This is a genomic window from Streptomyces atratus, assembly GCF_014648655.1.
Lineage (GTDB): Bacteria > Actinomycetota > Actinomycetes > Streptomycetales > Streptomycetaceae > Streptomyces > Streptomyces atratus.
In genome coordinates, this window is record NZ_BMRN01000041.1 from 1 (window position 1) to 16,783 (window position 16,783).

The following is a 16,783-nucleotide window of genomic DNA, read 5'->3' on the forward strand; positions in this document are numbered from 1 at the left end:
CCGACTCTATCAGACTCTTTCGTGTCCGATTCCCGGTCGAAGCGGGGCCGCTTTCCAGTTCTTCGCTTTCGCGTTTCCCTTTCCGGCGAGTCCGACTCTATCAGGCCTTTTCATTTCCCTTGACCAACCTCCTGCAGGCATGCAGGTGCCGATCCGAGTTAGAGTCAGGGCTTAAAAGTCGCCGCCGACCCCCGACTTAAAGTCGTGCTGGGGCCAGGCAGGAGCACGACAGTACAGGGCGGCGGGAGTTGAGGCAAATCGTTTCCGGTGCCCCTCTAGGGCCGCGAACCGTCAGGACTTACGCGGAACCGGAACTTCTTATGACTTACCCTGCTGAACAGTACGCCGTCGCACACAAGCTGTGACGGCGCCATTCAAGCTCCACCCCTGGGAGGTTCCCCATGACCACTGTGACGTCCCCTCTTGCCGGACGTGCCATCGGGCTCGCTGCGGTACCGGACCCGGTCTTCTCCGGCGCGATGGTGGGTCCTGGAACCGCCATCGATCCCGTACGCGAGCCGTCCGAGGCCGTATCGCCGGTCGACGGCATCGTTGTCTCCCTGCACCCGCACGCGTTCGTCGTCGTGGACGAGCACGGGCGCGGCGTTCTCGTGCACCTCGGCATCGACACCGTTCAACTCAATGGTGAGGGTTTCGAGCTGCTCGTGAACAAGGGGGACACGGTCACACGCGGTCAGGGCATCGTGCGTTGGGATCCTGCGGGCGTCGAGGCGGCCGGCAAGTCCCCCGTGTGCCCGATCGTCGCGCTGGAGGCCACCGCTGATTCCCTCTCCGACGTCCGCGAGGACGGGGACGTGAAGATCGGCGACACGTTGTTCGGTTGGCAGTGACGGACTCGGCGCAGTGAAAGCCGACTGGATATCCACCGCGGAGGCACGGGCCGCCGCACAACCGGGGACGGGTGAAATGGAGACAACGCTGCGAGGCGTCGGTGTGAGCCATGGAGTGGCGATCGGCGAGGTGCGTCATATGGGCACGGCGGTACTCGAACCGCCGGCCAAGCAGATTCCGGCCGAGGAGGCAGAGCGCGAACAGGGGCGTGCTCGCCAGGCTGTGGAGGCTGTGGCGGCCGATCTGATTGCGCGCGGCAATCTGGCCGGTGGCGAGGCCCAGCATGTGCTCGAGGCCCAGGCCATGATGGCTCAGGACCCCGAGCTGATGGCTGATGTGGATCGACGCATTGCGGTCGGCAGCACCGCCGAGCGCGCCGTCTACGACGCGTTCGCCGCGTACCGGGCTCTGCTCGCCAACGCCGGGGAGTACCTTGCGGGTCGGGTTGCCGACCTCGACGACGTGCGCAACCGGATCGTGGCTCGCCTGCTCGGTGTGCCGATGCCGGGTGTGCCGGACAGCGACGAGCCCTATGTGCTGATCGCACGGGATCTCGCGCCCGCCGACACGGCGCTGCTCGACCCGGCTCTGGTGCTCGGCTTTGTGACCGAGGAGGGTGGGCCGACCAGTCACAGCGCGATTCTGGCGCGGGCGCTCGGTGTGCCTGCCGTGGTGGCGCTCCCCGGTGCCGGTGAACTGGCCGAGGGCACGGTCATCGCGGTGGACGGCAGCACCGGTGAGATCTTCGTCCAGCCCAGCGCCGAGAAGCGTGCGGAGATGGAGAGTGCCGCTGCGGCGCGCAGGGCCGCACTGTCCGCTTCGACCGGTCCCGGCGCTACCTCCGACGGCCACAAGGTCCCGCTGCTCGCCAATGTCGGCGGGCCGGGCGATGTGCCGGCGGCGGTCGAGGCCGGTGCCGAGGGCGTGGGTCTGTTCCGTACCGAGTTCCTGTTCCTGGACGACAGCAAGCAGGCACCGTCCGAGGAGAAGCAGGTCGCGGCGTACCGGGCAGTGCTTGAGGCGTTCCCCGAAGGGCGTGTCGTGGTGCGGGTGCTGGATGCCGGCGCCGACAAGCCGCTGGACTTCCTGACACCGGCGGACGAGCCGAACCCGGCGCTGGGTGTGCGCGGGCTGAGGAGTCTGCTGGACCACCCCGAGGTTCTGCGGACCCAGCTGACCGCGTTGGCGAAGGCGGCCGAGGGTCTGCCTGTCTACCTTGAGGTCATGGCTCCGATGGTGGCGGACCGTAAGGATGCGAAGGCCTTCGCCGATGCCTGCCGTGAGGCCGGGCTGCGGGCGAAGTTCGGCGCGATGGTCGAGATTCCGTCCGCGGCGCTGCGGGCGCGCTCGATCCTGCAGGAGGTGGAGTTCCTCTCGCTGGGCACCAATGACCTCGCGCAGTACACCTTTGCCGCCGACCGTCAGGTGGGTGCGGTGTCCCGGCTGCAGGATCCGTGGCAGCCTGCGCTGCTCGACCTCGTGGCGCTTTCGGCCGAGGCGGCCAGGGCGGAGGGCAAGAGCTGTGGTGTCTGTGGTGAAGCCGCCTCCGATCCGCTGCTCGCCTGTGTCCTGACGGGGCTGGGTGTGACGTCGTTGTCGATGGGGGCCGCGTCCATTCCTTATGTCCGCGCCACGCTGGCGAAGTACACGCTTGCACAGTGCGAGCGTGCCGCTTCCGCCGCGCGTGCGGCGGACTCCGCCGAAGAGGCGCGGGTGGCGGCTCAGGCGGTGCTGTCGGGCGAGTAGCCCTGCGGCGTCTGTGGTGAAGGGGCTCCCTGCCGATGGCGGCAGGGAGCCCCTTCGGCTTGTCAGTGGTGTGCTTCCGGTTCGTCCGCGCCCAGGTCGAAGCCCGCGCGGTACTCCACATGTGACTCCGGGGCGACCGGCTCGCCGGTGTCGGCGTCGGTGCAGTAGGCGCTGAAGACCTCACCGGCGGTGAGCGGAACCAGGCTGCCGCGGAGCAGCCGCCAGCCGTGGACCCGGTCCTGGGTGCCGGGGTTGCTCGTACGGAGTACGACTCCCCCGGGCTTTTCGAGGGCGATACCGACTGCGAGCACCGTGACGAACTCGGCTCCTTCCGCCGTTTCGAGGCGGGCCGGTCCCACGGTGTCGCGCTCGGTGTGCAGGACGGCGAGCAGGTGCTCGTTCTCGGTGGGGGCGCTGCAGACGAGGTGGTGGGTGCCCGGGCCTGCCGTCTCCAGCATGCGCAGCAGCAGGTGGGAGGCCCTGTCGAAGGCGGCGCGGCCGATGTCCTGGCCGCAGTCCGCGCAGTCTCCGAGGCCTGCCAGGGTCATCGTGGCGTACTCCCAGGTGGCCTGACGGACTGCTCGGCTGACCAGGAGCGGGATCAGGGTGTCGATGGGCTGCCCTGCGTACGCGACGGTGGCCCCGGCTGAGGCGATCTCGGCGGTGAAGCGGCTGCGGCTGGCGGGAGCGTCGGGAGCGATTCCCGACTCGGTGCAGAATTCCGCGTACTCCTCCGGGTCGAAGAGAGCGACCGTGGCGTGCATGCCCTGTGCTGCCAGGGCTTTGAGCAGGCCCTCGACCTGCTGCAGATAGACGGTGTGGTCGTCGAACGTGAAGGTGCGGTAGCACTGCATCGCCGCGAAGTCCTGCTCGTCGGCCAGGAGGCCGACGGTGCTGGGTGCTTCGCGGCGCAGCGTACGTCGCATGGATGTGCCGGAGCGGCTGTACCCGGCGGTCGCGCTGTGCTTGGCGTGCTTGGTGTTCCTGGTGTGCGCCATGATTCCCCCAGTGCGCTGTCGATCATTTCTCACTCAGAGTAATCATGGGCACTGACAATGCGGACGGTCAGGCACGCTTGCGGGCGAGGTCCTCGTAAAAGCGGAGGAGTTCGAGGTTGTCAACCGAGCCGGGATTGACCGCCTTGGCCAGGGCCGTGCCCTGTAGAAGGCGTTTGACCGGAACCTCGATGCGCTTGCCGGTGAGGGTGTGCGGAATACCTGGGACCTCGATGACCTCGTCCGGGACGTGGCGCGGGGACAAGTTCTCGCGGATGGTCTGCTTGATGTTGTTGCGCAGGTCGTCGTCGAGCGCGGCCCCGTCGGCGAGGTGGACGAAGAGCGGCATCCAGTACCCGCCGTCGGGCTCCTCGATGCCGATGACGAGGGATTCACGGATCTCGGGGAGCCGCTCGACGGCCTCGTAGATGTCGGCGGAGCCCATGCGTACACCCTGGCGGTTGAGGGTGGAGTCGGATCGGCCGTGAATGACGACCGAGCCGTGTTCGGTGATCGTGATCCAGTCGCCGTGGCGCCACACACCGGGATACATGTCGAAGTAGCTGTCGTGGTAGCGGCTGCCGTCGGGGTCGTTCCAGAAGCGGATCGGCATGGAGGGCAGGGGTGCGGTGACGACGAGCTCGCCGACTTCGCCGATGAGCGGTTTGCCTGCGGGGTCCCAGGACTGGAGGTCTGTGCCGAGGCACGGGGCCTGGAGTTCGCCGATGTGTACGGGGAGGGTGGGGACCGCGCCGGCGAAGCAGCTGCAGACGTCCGTGCCGCCGCTGACGGAGGCGATCCAGAGATCGTCGGCGACTTCGTCGTGGAGCCAGCGGAAACCGTCGGGCGGGAGCGGGGAGCCGGTGGTGGCGACGCACTGGATGCGGGAGAGGTCGAAGTCGCGGCCCGGGTGGATGCCGGCCTTACGGCAGGCCATGACATAGGCGGCAGAGGTACCGACGAGGGTCGCTCCGGTCTGTTCGGCGACGCGCCACTGGGCGCTGACGTCCGGATAGCCCGGGCTGCCGTCGTACAGCACGAGTGTGGTCCCGGTGAGCAGGCCGGAGACGAGGAAGTTCCACATCATCCAGCCGGTGGAGGTGTACCAGAAGAACCGGTCGTCGGGGCCGAGGTCGCAGTGCAGGCCGATCTGCTTGAAGTGTTCCAGCAGGATGCCGCCCTGGGACTGGACGATCGCCTTGGGGAGTCCGGTCGTGCCGGAGGAGTAGAGCACCCACAGCGGATGGTCGAAGGGGACCTGTTCGAAGACGGGCTCGGTGTCCGCGGATGTGAGGGCGGACCATTCGAGGGCACCTTCCGGGGCCTCGGTGCCCAGTAGCGGGATGTGGACGACAGCGCGCAGAGTGGGGAGTTCACGGCGAAGCTCCGCGACCGTGTCGGCGCGGTCGTGTTCCTTGCCGCCGTAGCGGTAGCCGTCGACGGCGAAGAGGACGACGGGTTCGACCTGCTGGAAGCGGTCGAGGACGCTGCGGGCGCCGAAGTCGGGGGCGCAGGAGGTCCAGACGCCACCGACGGCCGCGGTGGCGAGGAAGGCGATGACAGCCTGGGGGACGTTGGGGAGGTAGGCGCTGACACGGTCGCCCGGTTCGACGCCGAGGGCACGGAGCTCGGCAGCGAGCGATCCGACCCGGCGGCGGAGTTCGGACCACGAGATGGGGACCTGGGTGTGGGTCTCGTCGACGTGGAGCAGGGCGGGTGCGTCTGCGCGCAGGGGGTCCTCCGCAGTGCGCAGGGCGTGTTCGGCGTAGTTGAGAGTGCCACCGGGGAACCACTGGGCGCCGGGCATGGTGCGGTCGCCGATGACGGTCTCGTACGGGGTGGAGAACCGTACGTCGAACCAGTCGGCGACGGCCCGCCAGAAAGTGTCCAGTTCGTCGACGGACCAGCGGTGCAGCGCCGGATAGCCGCCATCGGCCGGTGCTCCGTACCGCTCGGCCGCCCAGCTCTGGAAGCGGGTGACTGCCGCGGCGGCAATGCGCTCGGCGTCGGGCTGCCAGAGGGGGGCTTCGTTCGCTGCTGAGGTCATGGGGCGGCTCCCTGGCTGTACGGGTACGCGGGGTGGGCGTGGTTCGCGCGCACACGTGCTGGGGCGTGCGCGCGAGGCGGCTTTTACGGACGATGTCATGTGATCGTCTTTCGCACCAGGGTTCGCCACCCATGGTCGCGTGTCCGGACATGTGGTCCGGCCACGGGTGAACGGAAGTTGAACGAAGCCCGCACCCGCCCTGTCGGGTGGCAGGGTGAACTGCATGAACGGTCGTGACCTGGTGCGCTCGGTGAAGATGGTGGGTTCGGTGCAGGGGCTGCGCACGGTGCGCTCCTCCTTGCGGCGTCGGAATGCGGATGCGCGGGCGCTGCCGCGGCGCGGTGCGGAGCGGGCGAGAGTGCCGGGACTTGTGGTCGGGGCGGATCCGGGGCCGGGCGGTGGTGTGGTGCGGTTCGCACGTTCGGAGTTGCGGGTCCGGGTGGCGGTGGGCGGTGCGGTGTTCTGGGGCTGGGACGGCGCGGAGCCGTTGCCGTCGTACGCACTGGCCGGTGCGGTGCCCGAGGCGGATCCGCGGGCCGAGCTGGAACCTGACAAGGACGGCGGCTGGCAGGTGGTCTCGGAGCGCCTGACCGTTGCGGTGTCGCGGCACGGGGCCGTGGAACTGCGTACTCCTGGCGGGGTGGTGCTCCGGCGCGAGTTGCCGCCGCGCTGGTGGGAGCCGGTGGCGGGTGGTGGCGCTCGGTGGGTGCAGCGATCCGAGGTGCCGGCGGACGCCCGGTTCTTCGGGCTCGGCGGACGGGCGTCGGGGCCGCGACTGCGGGACGGTGTGTACGGGCTGTGGAACACCGATCCGGGTGGGCGCTTCGGGCCGGATGACGATCCGCTGTATCTGACGATGCCGGTGCAGATGGTGGTATCCGATGCAGGGACGCATCTGGTGTTCCACGACAACACCTGGTCGGGGCGGGTGACGTTGCGCGAGGGCGAGGAGGGTGCGGGATCCGGCCATGACCGTCCGGGGATGTGTGAGGTGCGGATGGACGGGGGGCCGCTGCGCTGCTGGGTGATGGCCGGTACGCCGGCCCGGGTGCTGCAGGGCTGGACGACGCTCACGGGTGCGCCCGCGCTGCCTCCGTCCTGGGCGTTGGGTCCGCAGCATGCCCGTTGGGGGTTCGGGAGCGAGCAGGAGGTGCGGCGGATCGTTGCCGGGTACCGGGAGCGGGGGCTGCCCTTGTCGGTACTGCATCTGGACATCGACCACTACGACGCACACCGGGTGTTCACCGTCGACCGTGAGCGTTTTCCCGATCTGCCGGGGCTGGCGAAGGAGTTGCGGGAGGACGGGGTGCGGCTGGTGTCGATCGTCGATCCCGCGGTGAAGGCGGAGCCGGGGGATGCGGTGTTCGACTCGGGTAGGGCGGTCGGGAGCGGCGGGGCGTTCGTCCGGGATGCGCGGGGCCGGGCGGTGCGCGGGGAGGTGTGGCCGGGTGAGTGCGTGTATCCGGACTTCACCGATCCACAGGTGCGGGAGTGGTGGGGCGGTCTGTATGAGGAGCGGCTCGCGCAGGGGTTCTCCGGTGTGTGGCACGACATGAACGAGCCGGTGTCGTTCGCGGCGTTCGGGGATCCGACGCTGCCGCGGTCGGCGCGGCACTCTCTGGAGGGCCGCGGGGGTGATCACCGCGAGGCCCACAATGTGTACGGGCTCGCGATGGCGCGTGCCGGGTACGAAGGGCTTCGCCGGCTGCGGCCGGATGTGCGTCCCTTTCTGTTCTCGCGTTCCGGTTGGGCGGGGATGCAGCGTTACGGGGGCACCTGGTCCGGTGATGTGGAGACCGGCTGGCCGGGACTGCGGGCCTCGTTGGCGCTGGTGCTGGGGCTGGGGCTGTGCGGGGTTCCGTATTCGGGGCCGGATGTGGGTGGGTTCGACGGCTCGCCGTCGCCGGAGTTGTATCTGCGGTGGTTCCAGCTGGGTGCGTATCTGCCGTTGTTCCGTACCCATGCGGCGATCGACGCGGGACGGCGGGAGCCGTGGGAGTTCGGACCGCAGGTGCTTGAGCATGCGCGGGCCGCGCTGGTGGAGCGGGAGCGGCTTCACCCGTACTTCGTGACGCTGGCTGAGCTGGCCCGGCTGACCGGTGCGCCGTATGTGCGACCGCTCTGGTGGGGTGCACCCGGTGAGCGGGCATTGCGGGAGTGCGAGGACGCGTTCCTGCTGGGCGACGCCTTGCTGGTGGCGCCGGTGCTGGAGCGTGGTGCGGACCGCCGGGCCGTGCGGTTGCCGCGGGGGCGTTGGTACGACACGGCGACGGGTGAGGTGTACGAGGGGCCGGGGCAGGTGTTGCTCGATGCTCCGCTGGCGCGGGTGCCGGTGTTGGCACGGGCGGGTTCGGTGCTGCCGGTGCGGGGTGCGGACGGCGGTGTGGAACTGGAGGTGTGGGCTCCGGCCGCGGGGCGCGGTGGGGGCGGTCTGGTGGTCCGGGATGCGGGTGACGGCTGGGAACGGGCGGAGGTCGAGCGGTATACGTCGCGGCTGGTGGACGGCGAGGTTCGGGTGGAGCGGGAGGGCGAGGAGGGGCCGGTGAACCACCCGGTGCGCGTGCGGGGGCTGTAGGCCGGGTCGCGGTGTGCAAAGGGGCCGTCGGGCCGGTCAGTGGTAGCCGCCTTCGAACCATGTGCGGGCGGCCCGGGTGTGCAGGGGGAAGGCCAGTTCGGTGGGTCTGCGGAGCAGTTGGAAGCCGGAGGTCTCGTCGGTCGGCATGGAGGGCGGGAGGCCGGCCGCGGGGCGTTCCGGGAGCAGGCCGAAGAGGAGCAGGTGGCCGTCCGGGGCGCTGAGGGCATCGGCGAGGCGGACGTCCTGTTCGTCGGCCTCGATGCCGGTCTCCTCGCGGAGTTCACGTACGACTGCGTGTTTCCAGTCCTCGTCGTGGTCGATGAAGCCGCCGGGAAGGGCGAGACCGCCGCGGTGGGGCGGGATGGTGCGGGTGATGACGGCGAGTCCGGTGCCGTCCCGGTCGGTGACGGGGAGCAGGGCCACGGCGACCGGCAGCGGGTTGCGGTAGGCGGTGTCGCCGCAGACGGTGCAGGTGCGGGGCCATGCGGTGGGAGGAAGCGAGGCGGAGTACGGTGCTCCGCAGCTGCCGCAGTGGGAGTCCTTGACCGGCTTGTCGGGGTTGCTCGTGGACGCAGGCACGCGCGGACTGTATCCGATCGCCTGCCAGGCCCCCCGCACTACTGGATTATGTGCTCATGACAGGCATCGCTTCCGCTTTCCGTGTCCTGGCAGCCACTGCCGCCACCCTGCTCGCCGTCACCGCCGCCGCCCCCGTGGCGCAGGCGCGGCCCGAGCCGAAAGCCCCCGAGGAGTTCGTCGCGCTGCGTGCGGTGGATCCCACGATCATCCAGGAGATGCGCTACCCCACCGCGCACAACTTCATGGGCGTACCGGTGGACGGCTACCGCCAGTCGCTCTGCATCCTGACCCGGCCGGCGGCCCGGGCCCTGCACCGCGCGCAGACCCGGCTGCTGAAGCAGGGCTACTCGCTGAAGGTGTACGACTGCTACCGGCCGCAGCGGGCGGTCGACCACTTCGTGCGGTGGGCGAAGGATCTCGACGACGAGTCCATGAAGGGCGAGTTCTACCCCCGGGTCGACAAGACGCGACTGTTCGCCGACGGTTACATCGCGGAGAAGTCCGGGCACAGCCGCGGCAGCACGGTGGACCTGACGCTGGTGAAACTGCCCGCCGCGCCGACCGCGCCGTATCTGCCGGGCCGGAAGCAGGTGCCCTGTTACGCGCCCCAGGCCGACCGTTTCCCCGACAACTCCGTGGACATGGGCACCGGATTCGACTGCTTCGACACGCTCTCGCACACCGACGACCCGCGCATCCAGGGAACTCAGCGGGACAATCGGCAGTTTCTGAAGAAGACACTCACCGACGCCGGCTTTGTGAATCTGGCCGAGGAATGGTGGCACTACACGTTCAAGCCCGAGTTGTTCCCCGACACCTACTTCGACTTCCCGGTGGCCAGGAGGTCCGTCGCAGGGCACTGACGCGGGCGCGGAGAAAGGGCGGCCGGGACCACCCCCGTGGGTTCCGGCCGCCCGTCCTTCCTCTCGGACGCGGATCGACCGTTTCCGGTTGCTGCTCAAGCCATTACGGTGCCCGTATGTCACAGCAGACGTTCGATTCATACGAAGAGTTCTGGCCCTACTACGTCGCGATGCATTCCAGGGCCGCCACCCGCTGGGTCCATCTGACGGGCACCCTCACCGGCCTCGCGGTCACCGCGTACGGCCTGGCACGGGGACGCAAGAGGTACGCGGCCGCACTGCCGCTGATCGGGTACGGGACCGCCTGGCCCGCCCATTTCCTGATCGAGAAGAACAATCCGGCCACCTTCGGGCACCCCGCCTGGTCACTGCGCGGCGACGTACAGATGATCCGGATGATGCTGGCGGGCCGCGACCGGGAGCTGGCAGAAACCGCCGCCAAGTGGCTCGCCGACAGCCGCTGACCGTGACACACTTCTGACGTACCGTCAGATCTCCTACCGGGGAGGGGTTTTGCCACAGACGCGCACACCAGTGGTGGCCGGATGGTTCACCGGGGACAGCACCGACGAGGACTTCCGACTGCTGGGCACCCGCTGTTCTGCCTGCTCGTCGGTCTTCTTCCCGCGTCAGGACGTCTTCTGCCGCAATCCGCAGTGCGCGGGCGGTGAGCTGACCGAAGTTCCGCTCTCCCGGCGCGGCACGGTCTGGTCGTACACGGACGGCCGCTACCGGCCGCCCGCCCCTTACCTCTCCGACCCCGACGTGCCCTGGGAGCCGTACACGCTGGTGGCCGTCGAGCTGGCGGCCGAGCGCATGGTGGTACTCGGACAGGCCGCGCCGGGGGTGGGCGTCGCGGATCTGGCGGTCGGAATGACCGTCGAGGTGGCGCCGGGCGTGCTGATCGGGGGCGCCGCCGCCGGGACCGATTCGGCCCCGGTGTGGACGACCTGGCACTGGCGGCCGGTACCGTCCGAGGGCACCGGCGGGGCCCAGGGCGGTGCGGCATGACCGGGGAGGTGGCCGTCCTCGGCGCCGGGATGCATCCGTGGGGCAAGTGGGGGCGCAGCTTCGTCGAGTACGGCACGGTGGCGGCCCGGACGGCGCTCGGTGACGCGGGGATCGGCTGGCGGGACGTGCAGTCGGTGGTCGGCGCGGACACCGTGCGCGGCGGCTACCCGGGCTATGTGGCCGGTGCGACGTTCGCACAGGCACTCGGCTGGCAAGGGGCGAGGGTCACCAGCGTGTACGCGGCATGTGCGTCGGGTGCCCAGGCGATCAACACTGCCAGGGCACAGATCCTCGCCGGCCTGGCGGAGGTGGTACTCGTGGTGGGTGCGGACGCCGCACCCAAGGGGTTCTTCGCCCCGGCGGGCGGCGACCGGCCGGACGACCCCGACTGGCTGCGCTTCCGGGTGCTCGGCGCGACGAACCCCGCGTACTTCGCGCTGTACGCCCGTCGACGGATGGCCGTGCACGGAGACACCCCGGAAGACTTCGCGCTGGTCAAGGTGAAGAACGCGGCGGCCGGTGCGCTGAACCCTCACGCCCGCTACCGCGCGCCCGTGACCGCCGAACAGGTCGCCGCCTCCGCCGTGGTCGCCGATCCGCTGCGGCTGCTGGACATCTGCGCGACGTCCGACGGCGCGGCGGCGCTCGTGCTGTCCAGCATGGAGTTCGCCCGGCGTCACGGGGCCACAAATCCGGTCCGTGTCCGCGCCGTCTCCACCGTGACGCCGACCTACCCCAAGGCCGTACTCGACCTTCCGGACATCGCGACCGATTCAGCGGTCGCCGTGGAGCCGGCCCCGGAGAGTTTTCGCGCCTCGATCGCCCGGGCGGCGTACGAGGAGGCGGGGGTCGGGCCCGAGGATCTGTCCCTGGCCGAGGTGTACGACCTGTCGACCGCTCTTGAGCTGGAGTGGTATGAGGACATCGGGCTGTGCGGTGCCGGTGAAGGCGCCAAACTCGTACGTGAGGGGGCGACGGCGCTCGGTGGCCGTATCCCGGTCAATCCGAGCGGCGGACTCGCCTCCTTCGGGGAGGCCGTGCCCGCGCAGGCCATCGCCCAGGTCTGCGAGCTGACCTGGCAGCTGCGCGGCGCCGCGGGCCGACGGCAGGTTCCGGGCGCACGGGTCGGGATCACTGCGAATCAAGGGCTGTTCGGCCATGGTTCCGCAGTCGTCGCGGTCCGCTGAGCGATTTCCCGGCCGATGTGCAGTGCGCGACGGCCTGTACCGCACCCGTCGTGAACAGCGCTTGCTGTCAACAGCCTTGACGACCCCTCACACAGGGTGAAAAATCCATGCGCGGTCAGGCAACGACGCGCGGCCCGTACCCCGGTCGGCGGGGGTGCGGGCCGCGTTCCCGGCACTGTGTCGGCCGATGGGCCTACGTCGTTGCGGGCTCGCGGGGACGCTCCGCCCGGGCCACTGCGTGCTCGACGACCGCCACCAGTACGTCCCGTGCGGAGGAGCGGTCGCGTGCGTCGCACATGAGCACCGGCACCTCCGGGTCGAGGTCCAGCGCAGCCTGCACCGTCTCGGTGGGGAACTTGTCGGCTCCCTCGAAGCAGTTGACTGCGACAGTGAACGGAATCGCACGGCGCTCGAAGTAGTCGACCGCCGCGAAGCAGTCCTCCAGCCGTCGGGTGTCCGCGAGCACGACCGCGCCCAGCGCGCCCTGAGCGAGTTCGTCCCACAGGAACCAGAAACGGTCCTGCCCCGGGGTGCCGAAGAGATACAGCACCAGGTCCTCGCGGAGTGTGATCCGGCCGAAGTCCATGGCCACGGTGGTGGTGGTCTTAGCCTCCACGCCCGCCAGATCGTCCACCGGACGGCCCGCCTCGCTGAGTCTCTCCTCCGTACGCAGCGGCCTGATCTCGCTGACCGCGCCGACCAGAGTCGTCTTGCCCACTCCGAAGCCGCCCGCCACCAGGATTTTCAGGGTAACGGGCTCAACGGGCCGCCTGTTGCGGCTAGAGCGCCCGAAGGCCATTGATCACCTCGCGAAGAATGTTCACGTCCGGCAGCTCGGCCGGCGGAACGGGACGGGTTACGTGCACCAGCTCGTCCTCGACGAGATCACCGACCAGCACCCGGACCACCCCGACGGGTAGATCCAGTCCGGCCGCGAGTTCGGCGATCGACTGGGGCATGTCACTGCAGAGTTCGACGATCTCCACATGTTCCGGGGAGAGCGTCTGGTTCCGGCCGGGATCGTCGGCTGCGGGTTCCGGGACGACGATCGCGATCAGGTCGAGCCGATGACGGGAGGCACTGCTGGTACGGCCCCGGGTCATCGCGTACGGACGGACGACAGGGCCCGCTTCGGCGTCGTACCAGCGCGATGCCTGCGGGTCCGTGGGCCTTGCCGGAGATCTGGAGGAATCAGCGCTCATGCCGTCCACTCACCCCCCGGCGGTCAGACCGGTCGTCCGGGGGGCGTTGGCCAGGTGGGCACCGACGCGCTTGACCATCAGCGTCATCTCGTACGCCACCTGACCGACGTCGGAGTCGGCGTCGGCCAGCACAGCGAGACAGCTGCCGTCACCGGCCGCCGTGACGAAGAGGAAAGCCTCGTCGAGTTCGACGACGGTCTGGCGGACCCGGCCCGCGTCGAAGTGGCGTCCCACGCCCTTGGCGAGGCTGTGGAATCCGGAGGCGACTGCCGCCAGATGTTCGCTGTCCTCGCGGGTCAGGTCCTTGGACGTGCCGGTGGCGAGGCCGTCGCTGGAGAGCACCAGCGCCTTGTGGATGCTGACGACGCGGTCGACGAGTTCGTCGAGCAGCCAGTTGAGCTGGCCGGAGCCCTGGCGTGCGGCGTCGGGTGCTGCGTCGGGTGCTGCGGCGTTCGGTGCGGTCATCGACCGTCCCCTCCCGGAGTGGTTCCTTGTGTTTCACCGGGACCGGTCACGTCCTCGGCGTTCTGCCGACGGCCGCGCTGCCAGCCGCGTTGGAGCGAAGCCATGCGGCTGCGTACCTCGTCCGCATCCCGCTCGAAGTCCTGGGACGGTTCCGTTACGGCCGGCTCCGCATCGCGGCCGCCGGAGACTTCGCGAAGCTGCGGGGCGAGGCTGGCCTGCCGGATGCGCCGGGGCAGACCACCCACGGTCTCCCGGGCCGCGCTCGGCGCTGTCGGAGGCGCGGGCTCAGGAGGTGTGGCCGGCTCGGCGGGTTTCCGGAAGCCGGTGGGCTGCCGGGGTTCGGTGGGGTGCCGCGGCTCGGTGGATCTGCCGGTGTCGACGGCGGAGGGCCACGGGGCGGCGGCCGACGGCCTGATCCCGGCGCCGGTGGGACTGCCGGTTTCGGCCGGACCGGGTGAGGAGTCGGGCTCGGCGGTTGCGGGGTGGGCGCGACCCGCCTCGTCGACCCGGCGCCCGTTGTCGGCGACCAGGGTCGGCGGTTTTCGGCGGGGCAGCGGCACCGGGCCGCCGGGGCGCATCGCCCGTACATCGCCCGCGGACTCCCCTGCCTGGTCGGACGCCTGCTGGTGCTGTTCGCGGTCACCGTCGCGCCGGGGGTCGCGGGCGCGGAAGATGCCGCCGCGTTCACTCTCGGTGCCGTCGATGTCGGAAGCACCGCCCAGCAGAGGGTCGATCAGCGGATCGAGTACGGGGTCGTTCTCGAAGCCCAGCGCTCCGACGGGTCCCTCCAGCTCGACGGGCCCGTCCAGGAGGGTCGGGTCCACGAGGCCGGTGGGGACGGGGGCGAGGCCGGAGGGCCTGCCGGTGGCGCGGCGGTCCGGCACGCCGTCCCTGCGGCCCTTGTCACTGCCCGGTCCTCGGCCGGCTGCCCTGCCGCCGCTGCCGATCGCCTTCTCGGACCGGCGGTCGAGGCGGAAGCCGGTGCCGTGCGTCTCCGGGGCGTCGGTGAGCAGCGCCGCCGGGATGAAGACGACGGCGGTCGTGCCACCGTACGGAGAGGTCTGCAGCGAGACACGGACGTTCTGCCGCTGGGCGAGACGGCTGATCACGAAGAGACCGAGCCGGTCGGTGTCGGAGAGTTCGAACTCGGGGGTCTCGGCGAGTCTCAGGTTGGCGTCGAGGAGGACGTCGGGAGCCATACCGAGACCGCGGTCGTGGATTTCGAGCGTGAAGCCGTTGGCGACGCGTTCGCCGTGCACCTGGACCCCGGTGTGCGGCGGCGAGAACACGGTGGCGTTCTCCAGGAGTTCGGCGATCAGATGGGTGAGGTCGGCGACGGCGGGGCCGCCGACACCGATGCGGGGCAGCCGGCGGACCTCGATCCGCTCGTAGTCCTCGACCTCGGCGACCGCTGCCCGTACCACGTCCATCAGCTGGATCGGCTTGCGCCACTGACGGGACGGTGCGGCACCGGAGAGGATCACCAGGCCCTCGGCGTGGCGCCGCATGCGGGTGGTCAGGTGGTCGAGGCGGAAGAGGTCCGCGAGTTCATCGGTGTTCTCGGTGCGGCGCTCCATGGTGTCGAGGAGCGTCAACTGCCGGTGCAGCAGGACCTGGTTGCGGCGGGCGAGATTGACGAAGACCTCGGAGACTCCGCGGCGCATGTCCGCCTGTTTGACCGCGGCTTCGACGGCGGCCCGTTGCAGGGTGTTGAGGGCCTGGCCGACCTGGCCGATCTCGTCCCGTTCGTACTGGAGGTGCGGTGCCTCGGTCTCGACATCGACCTGTTCACCCGCGGCGAGCCGACGCATCACGCTCGGCAGCCGTACGCCGGAGACCTCATGGGCGTCCTTTCGGAGCCGGGAGAGGTCACGGATGAGCTCGCGGCCGATGCGTACGGAGACGAACACCGAGGCGAGCAGGGCGAGGAATCCGAGGACACCCGCAACCCCGGCCTTGATCAGGACGCTGTAGCCGGCGGGCTTGCCGCGGTCCTGGAAACGGTTGTTCATCTCGGTGGAGTCGTTGGCAAGCCGGTCCAGGACCGGCGGGGCCACTTCCTGCCAGCGCTCGGCGTCGACCGCTCGCGGGTCCTGGGTGGGACCGCCCCTGATGAGCGTGTTCTCCGCGCTCCTCAGCGCTTCGCTGTCCGGGCTCGACCAGTACTGCTCCAGGCGTCGGCGCTCCGACGAGGGAAGCATCTCGCCATTTATCTCGTAGAGCAGCTTGCGATTGGCGACGAGGTCGGAGATCTGGCGCAGTTCGGAAGCGGTGAGCCGTCCGGCGATGAGTGACGAGGCGACCAGAGCGTCTTCGCGGGAGAGCATTTCGCGGGCTCGTGAGATGCCCACGAGCCCGCGGACCTGCTTGTCCATCGACACGTTCTCCATCGTGCGGAGGCCGGTCAGAAAGCGGTAGCAGGGGTCTATGAGACGATCGTAGAACTCCATCGCCTTGAGGCGGTCGATGGTGCGTTTCTCGACCGAATCGCGGAGTGCGCCAAGGCCCTCGACCGTGCCGAGGACCGCGTTCAGCTGTGATTCGTCCTCGGGCCGCAGTGCATCGCGGATGTCCTTCTGCTGTGCGCTGTCCCTGACATCCGCCACGACACGGTCGGTGGCTGCTCGTTGGCGCTCCAGCAGGGGCAGAGCGTTGGAGGCCCTGGGGTCGGCAAGGAAGACAAGGGTCTGACGGCGTTCATCCTGAATGGCACGGACCGTGCCCTCCAGAGGATGACCGACCTTCTCCACAATGGTGCTCGCGCTCATCAGGTGGCCGGCCTCGCGCCCCGTCAGGAAGGTGGCGAAACCCCAGAGTCCGGTGAGGGAGACGAGCGGCACCAGCAGCAACGCCACGATCTTCCTGCGGATGGACTTCCCGCGAAAGCGCATGGCCTCCTCCAGCCCGGCCCCACGGGGCAGTGGTCGTGTTCCGTCAACAAACGGCGCGAGCCTACTACCGACAGAGAGACAACTCGAAGGGATGTCCGGACGATTTTCAGCCGCACTCCCCGGCGTTGATCATGCGTTGTCCGGGTATTCCGGGCAATGAAATTCGCGAAAGCGGCAGAAGAGACCTGTCAGAGCATCGCGCTGTTCGGCAAGGCAGTTGGCTGGAATTCTTCGTTCGGTGACGGATCGAGGGAATCTTCACAGCTGGTCACTCGTCTCTCTCTACGGGTCAGGGGGAACACGAGGAGCGACCAGGGCGGGACGGTCCGGTCCGCCCGCGTAGAAGCGGCGTATGCCGGGCAGCAACCCT

Annotated in this window: 14 protein-coding genes; 7 read left to right on the forward strand and 7 right to left on the reverse strand. The window is 69.5% G+C overall.

Features of this window, described 5'->3' with window-relative positions:
* Positions 1 to 401: 401 nt before the first annotated feature.
* Positions 402 to 851 carry a PTS sugar transporter subunit IIA gene (locus tag IEZ15_RS35485; RefSeq protein ID WP_189281020.1) on the forward strand — a complete coding sequence of 150 codons (450 nt, stop codon included), beginning with the start codon at positions 402 to 404 and terminating at the stop codon, positions 849 to 851.
* 76 nt (positions 852 to 927) lie between these two features.
* Entirely contained in the window at positions 928 to 2,598 is a 1,671-nt protein-coding gene (gene ptsP, locus IEZ15_RS35490) for a phosphoenolpyruvate--protein phosphotransferase (protein WP_114243410.1), read from the forward strand.
* Between the two features lie 62 nt (positions 2,599 to 2,660).
* Here the strand turns inward: ptsP and IEZ15_RS35495 are convergent, their stop codons facing one another.
* Both IEZ15_RS35495 and IEZ15_RS35500 read right to left on the reverse strand, forming a co-directional pair.
* Entirely contained in the window at positions 2,661 to 3,596 is a 936-nt protein-coding gene (locus tag IEZ15_RS35495; RefSeq protein ID WP_189281021.1) for a DUF8829 domain-containing protein, read from the reverse strand.
* Between the two features lie 67 nt (positions 3,597 to 3,663).
* Complete coding sequence (locus IEZ15_RS35500) at positions 3,664 to 5,640, reverse strand: acetoacetate--CoA ligase (protein ID WP_114243412.1); 1,977 nt, start codon at positions 5,638 to 5,640, stop codon at positions 3,664 to 3,666.
* A 223-nt stretch (positions 5,641 to 5,863) separates the two neighbouring features.
* On the opposite strand from IEZ15_RS35500, the gene IEZ15_RS35505 reads away from it, so the two are divergent.
* Positions 5,864 to 8,215 carry a glycoside hydrolase family 31 protein gene (locus IEZ15_RS35505; protein WP_189281022.1) on the forward strand — a complete coding sequence of 784 codons (2,352 nt, stop codon included), beginning with the start codon at positions 5,864 to 5,866 and terminating at the stop codon, positions 8,213 to 8,215.
* 36 nt (positions 8,216 to 8,251) lie between these two features.
* On the opposite strand, the gene IEZ15_RS35510 is transcribed toward IEZ15_RS35505, so the two are convergent.
* Positions 8,252 to 8,794, reverse strand: a complete 543-nt coding sequence (locus IEZ15_RS35510; protein WP_114248878.1) for an NUDIX domain-containing protein — start codon at positions 8,792 to 8,794, stop codon at positions 8,252 to 8,254.
* 56 nt (positions 8,795 to 8,850) lie between these two features.
* Here IEZ15_RS35510 and IEZ15_RS35515 point away from each other — a divergent pair, with 56 nt between their 5' ends.
* From IEZ15_RS35515 to IEZ15_RS35530, 4 genes are all read left to right on the forward strand, one after another.
* Complete coding sequence (locus IEZ15_RS35515; protein ID WP_189281023.1) at positions 8,851 to 9,657, forward strand: M15 family metallopeptidase; 807 nt, start codon at positions 8,851 to 8,853, stop codon at positions 9,655 to 9,657.
* 116 nt (positions 9,658 to 9,773) lie between these two features.
* Positions 9,774 to 10,121 carry an Mpo1-like protein gene (locus tag IEZ15_RS35520; protein ID WP_189281024.1) on the forward strand — a complete coding sequence of 116 codons (348 nt, stop codon included), beginning with the start codon at positions 9,774 to 9,776 and terminating at the stop codon, positions 10,119 to 10,121.
* Positions 10,122 to 10,170: 49 nt separating this feature from the next.
* Positions 10,171 to 10,668, forward strand: a complete 498-nt coding sequence (locus IEZ15_RS35525; protein ID WP_189281025.1) for a Zn-ribbon domain-containing OB-fold protein — start codon at positions 10,171 to 10,173, stop codon at positions 10,666 to 10,668.
* Positions 10,665 to 11,855: a lipid-transfer protein gene (locus tag IEZ15_RS35530; protein WP_189281026.1), complete on the forward strand. Its 1,191-nt coding sequence runs from the start codon at positions 10,665 to 10,667 to the stop codon at positions 11,853 to 11,855. Before IEZ15_RS35525 ends, IEZ15_RS35530 begins: the two co-directional genes overlap by 4 nt.
* Before the next feature lie 193 nt (positions 11,856 to 12,048).
* On the opposite strand, the gene IEZ15_RS35535 is transcribed toward IEZ15_RS35530, so the two are convergent.
* The 4 genes from IEZ15_RS35535 to IEZ15_RS35550 are packed head-to-tail and all read right to left on the reverse strand — an operon-like array spanning position 12,049 to position 16,413.
* Positions 12,049 to 12,654: a GTP-binding protein gene (locus IEZ15_RS35535; RefSeq protein ID WP_189281027.1), complete on the reverse strand. Its 606-nt coding sequence runs from the start codon at positions 12,652 to 12,654 to the stop codon at positions 12,049 to 12,051.
* On the reverse strand, positions 12,635 to 13,057 hold the full coding sequence (locus IEZ15_RS35540) for a DUF742 domain-containing protein (RefSeq protein WP_114248879.1): 423 nt from the start codon (positions 13,055 to 13,057) through the stop codon (positions 12,635 to 12,637). The genes IEZ15_RS35535 and IEZ15_RS35540 overlap by 20 nt, the downstream gene beginning before the upstream one ends.
* A 9-nt stretch (positions 13,058 to 13,066) precedes the next feature.
* A complete protein-coding gene (locus IEZ15_RS35545) occupies positions 13,067 to 13,522 on the reverse strand; it encodes a roadblock/LC7 domain-containing protein (RefSeq protein ID WP_189281028.1) in 456 nt (151 codons plus the stop codon).
* Entirely contained in the window at positions 13,519 to 16,413 is a 2,895-nt protein-coding gene (locus tag IEZ15_RS35550; protein WP_189281029.1) for a sensor histidine kinase, read from the reverse strand. Before IEZ15_RS35550 ends, IEZ15_RS35545 begins: the two co-directional genes overlap by 4 nt.
* Positions 16,414 to 16,783: the final 370 nt, after the last annotated feature.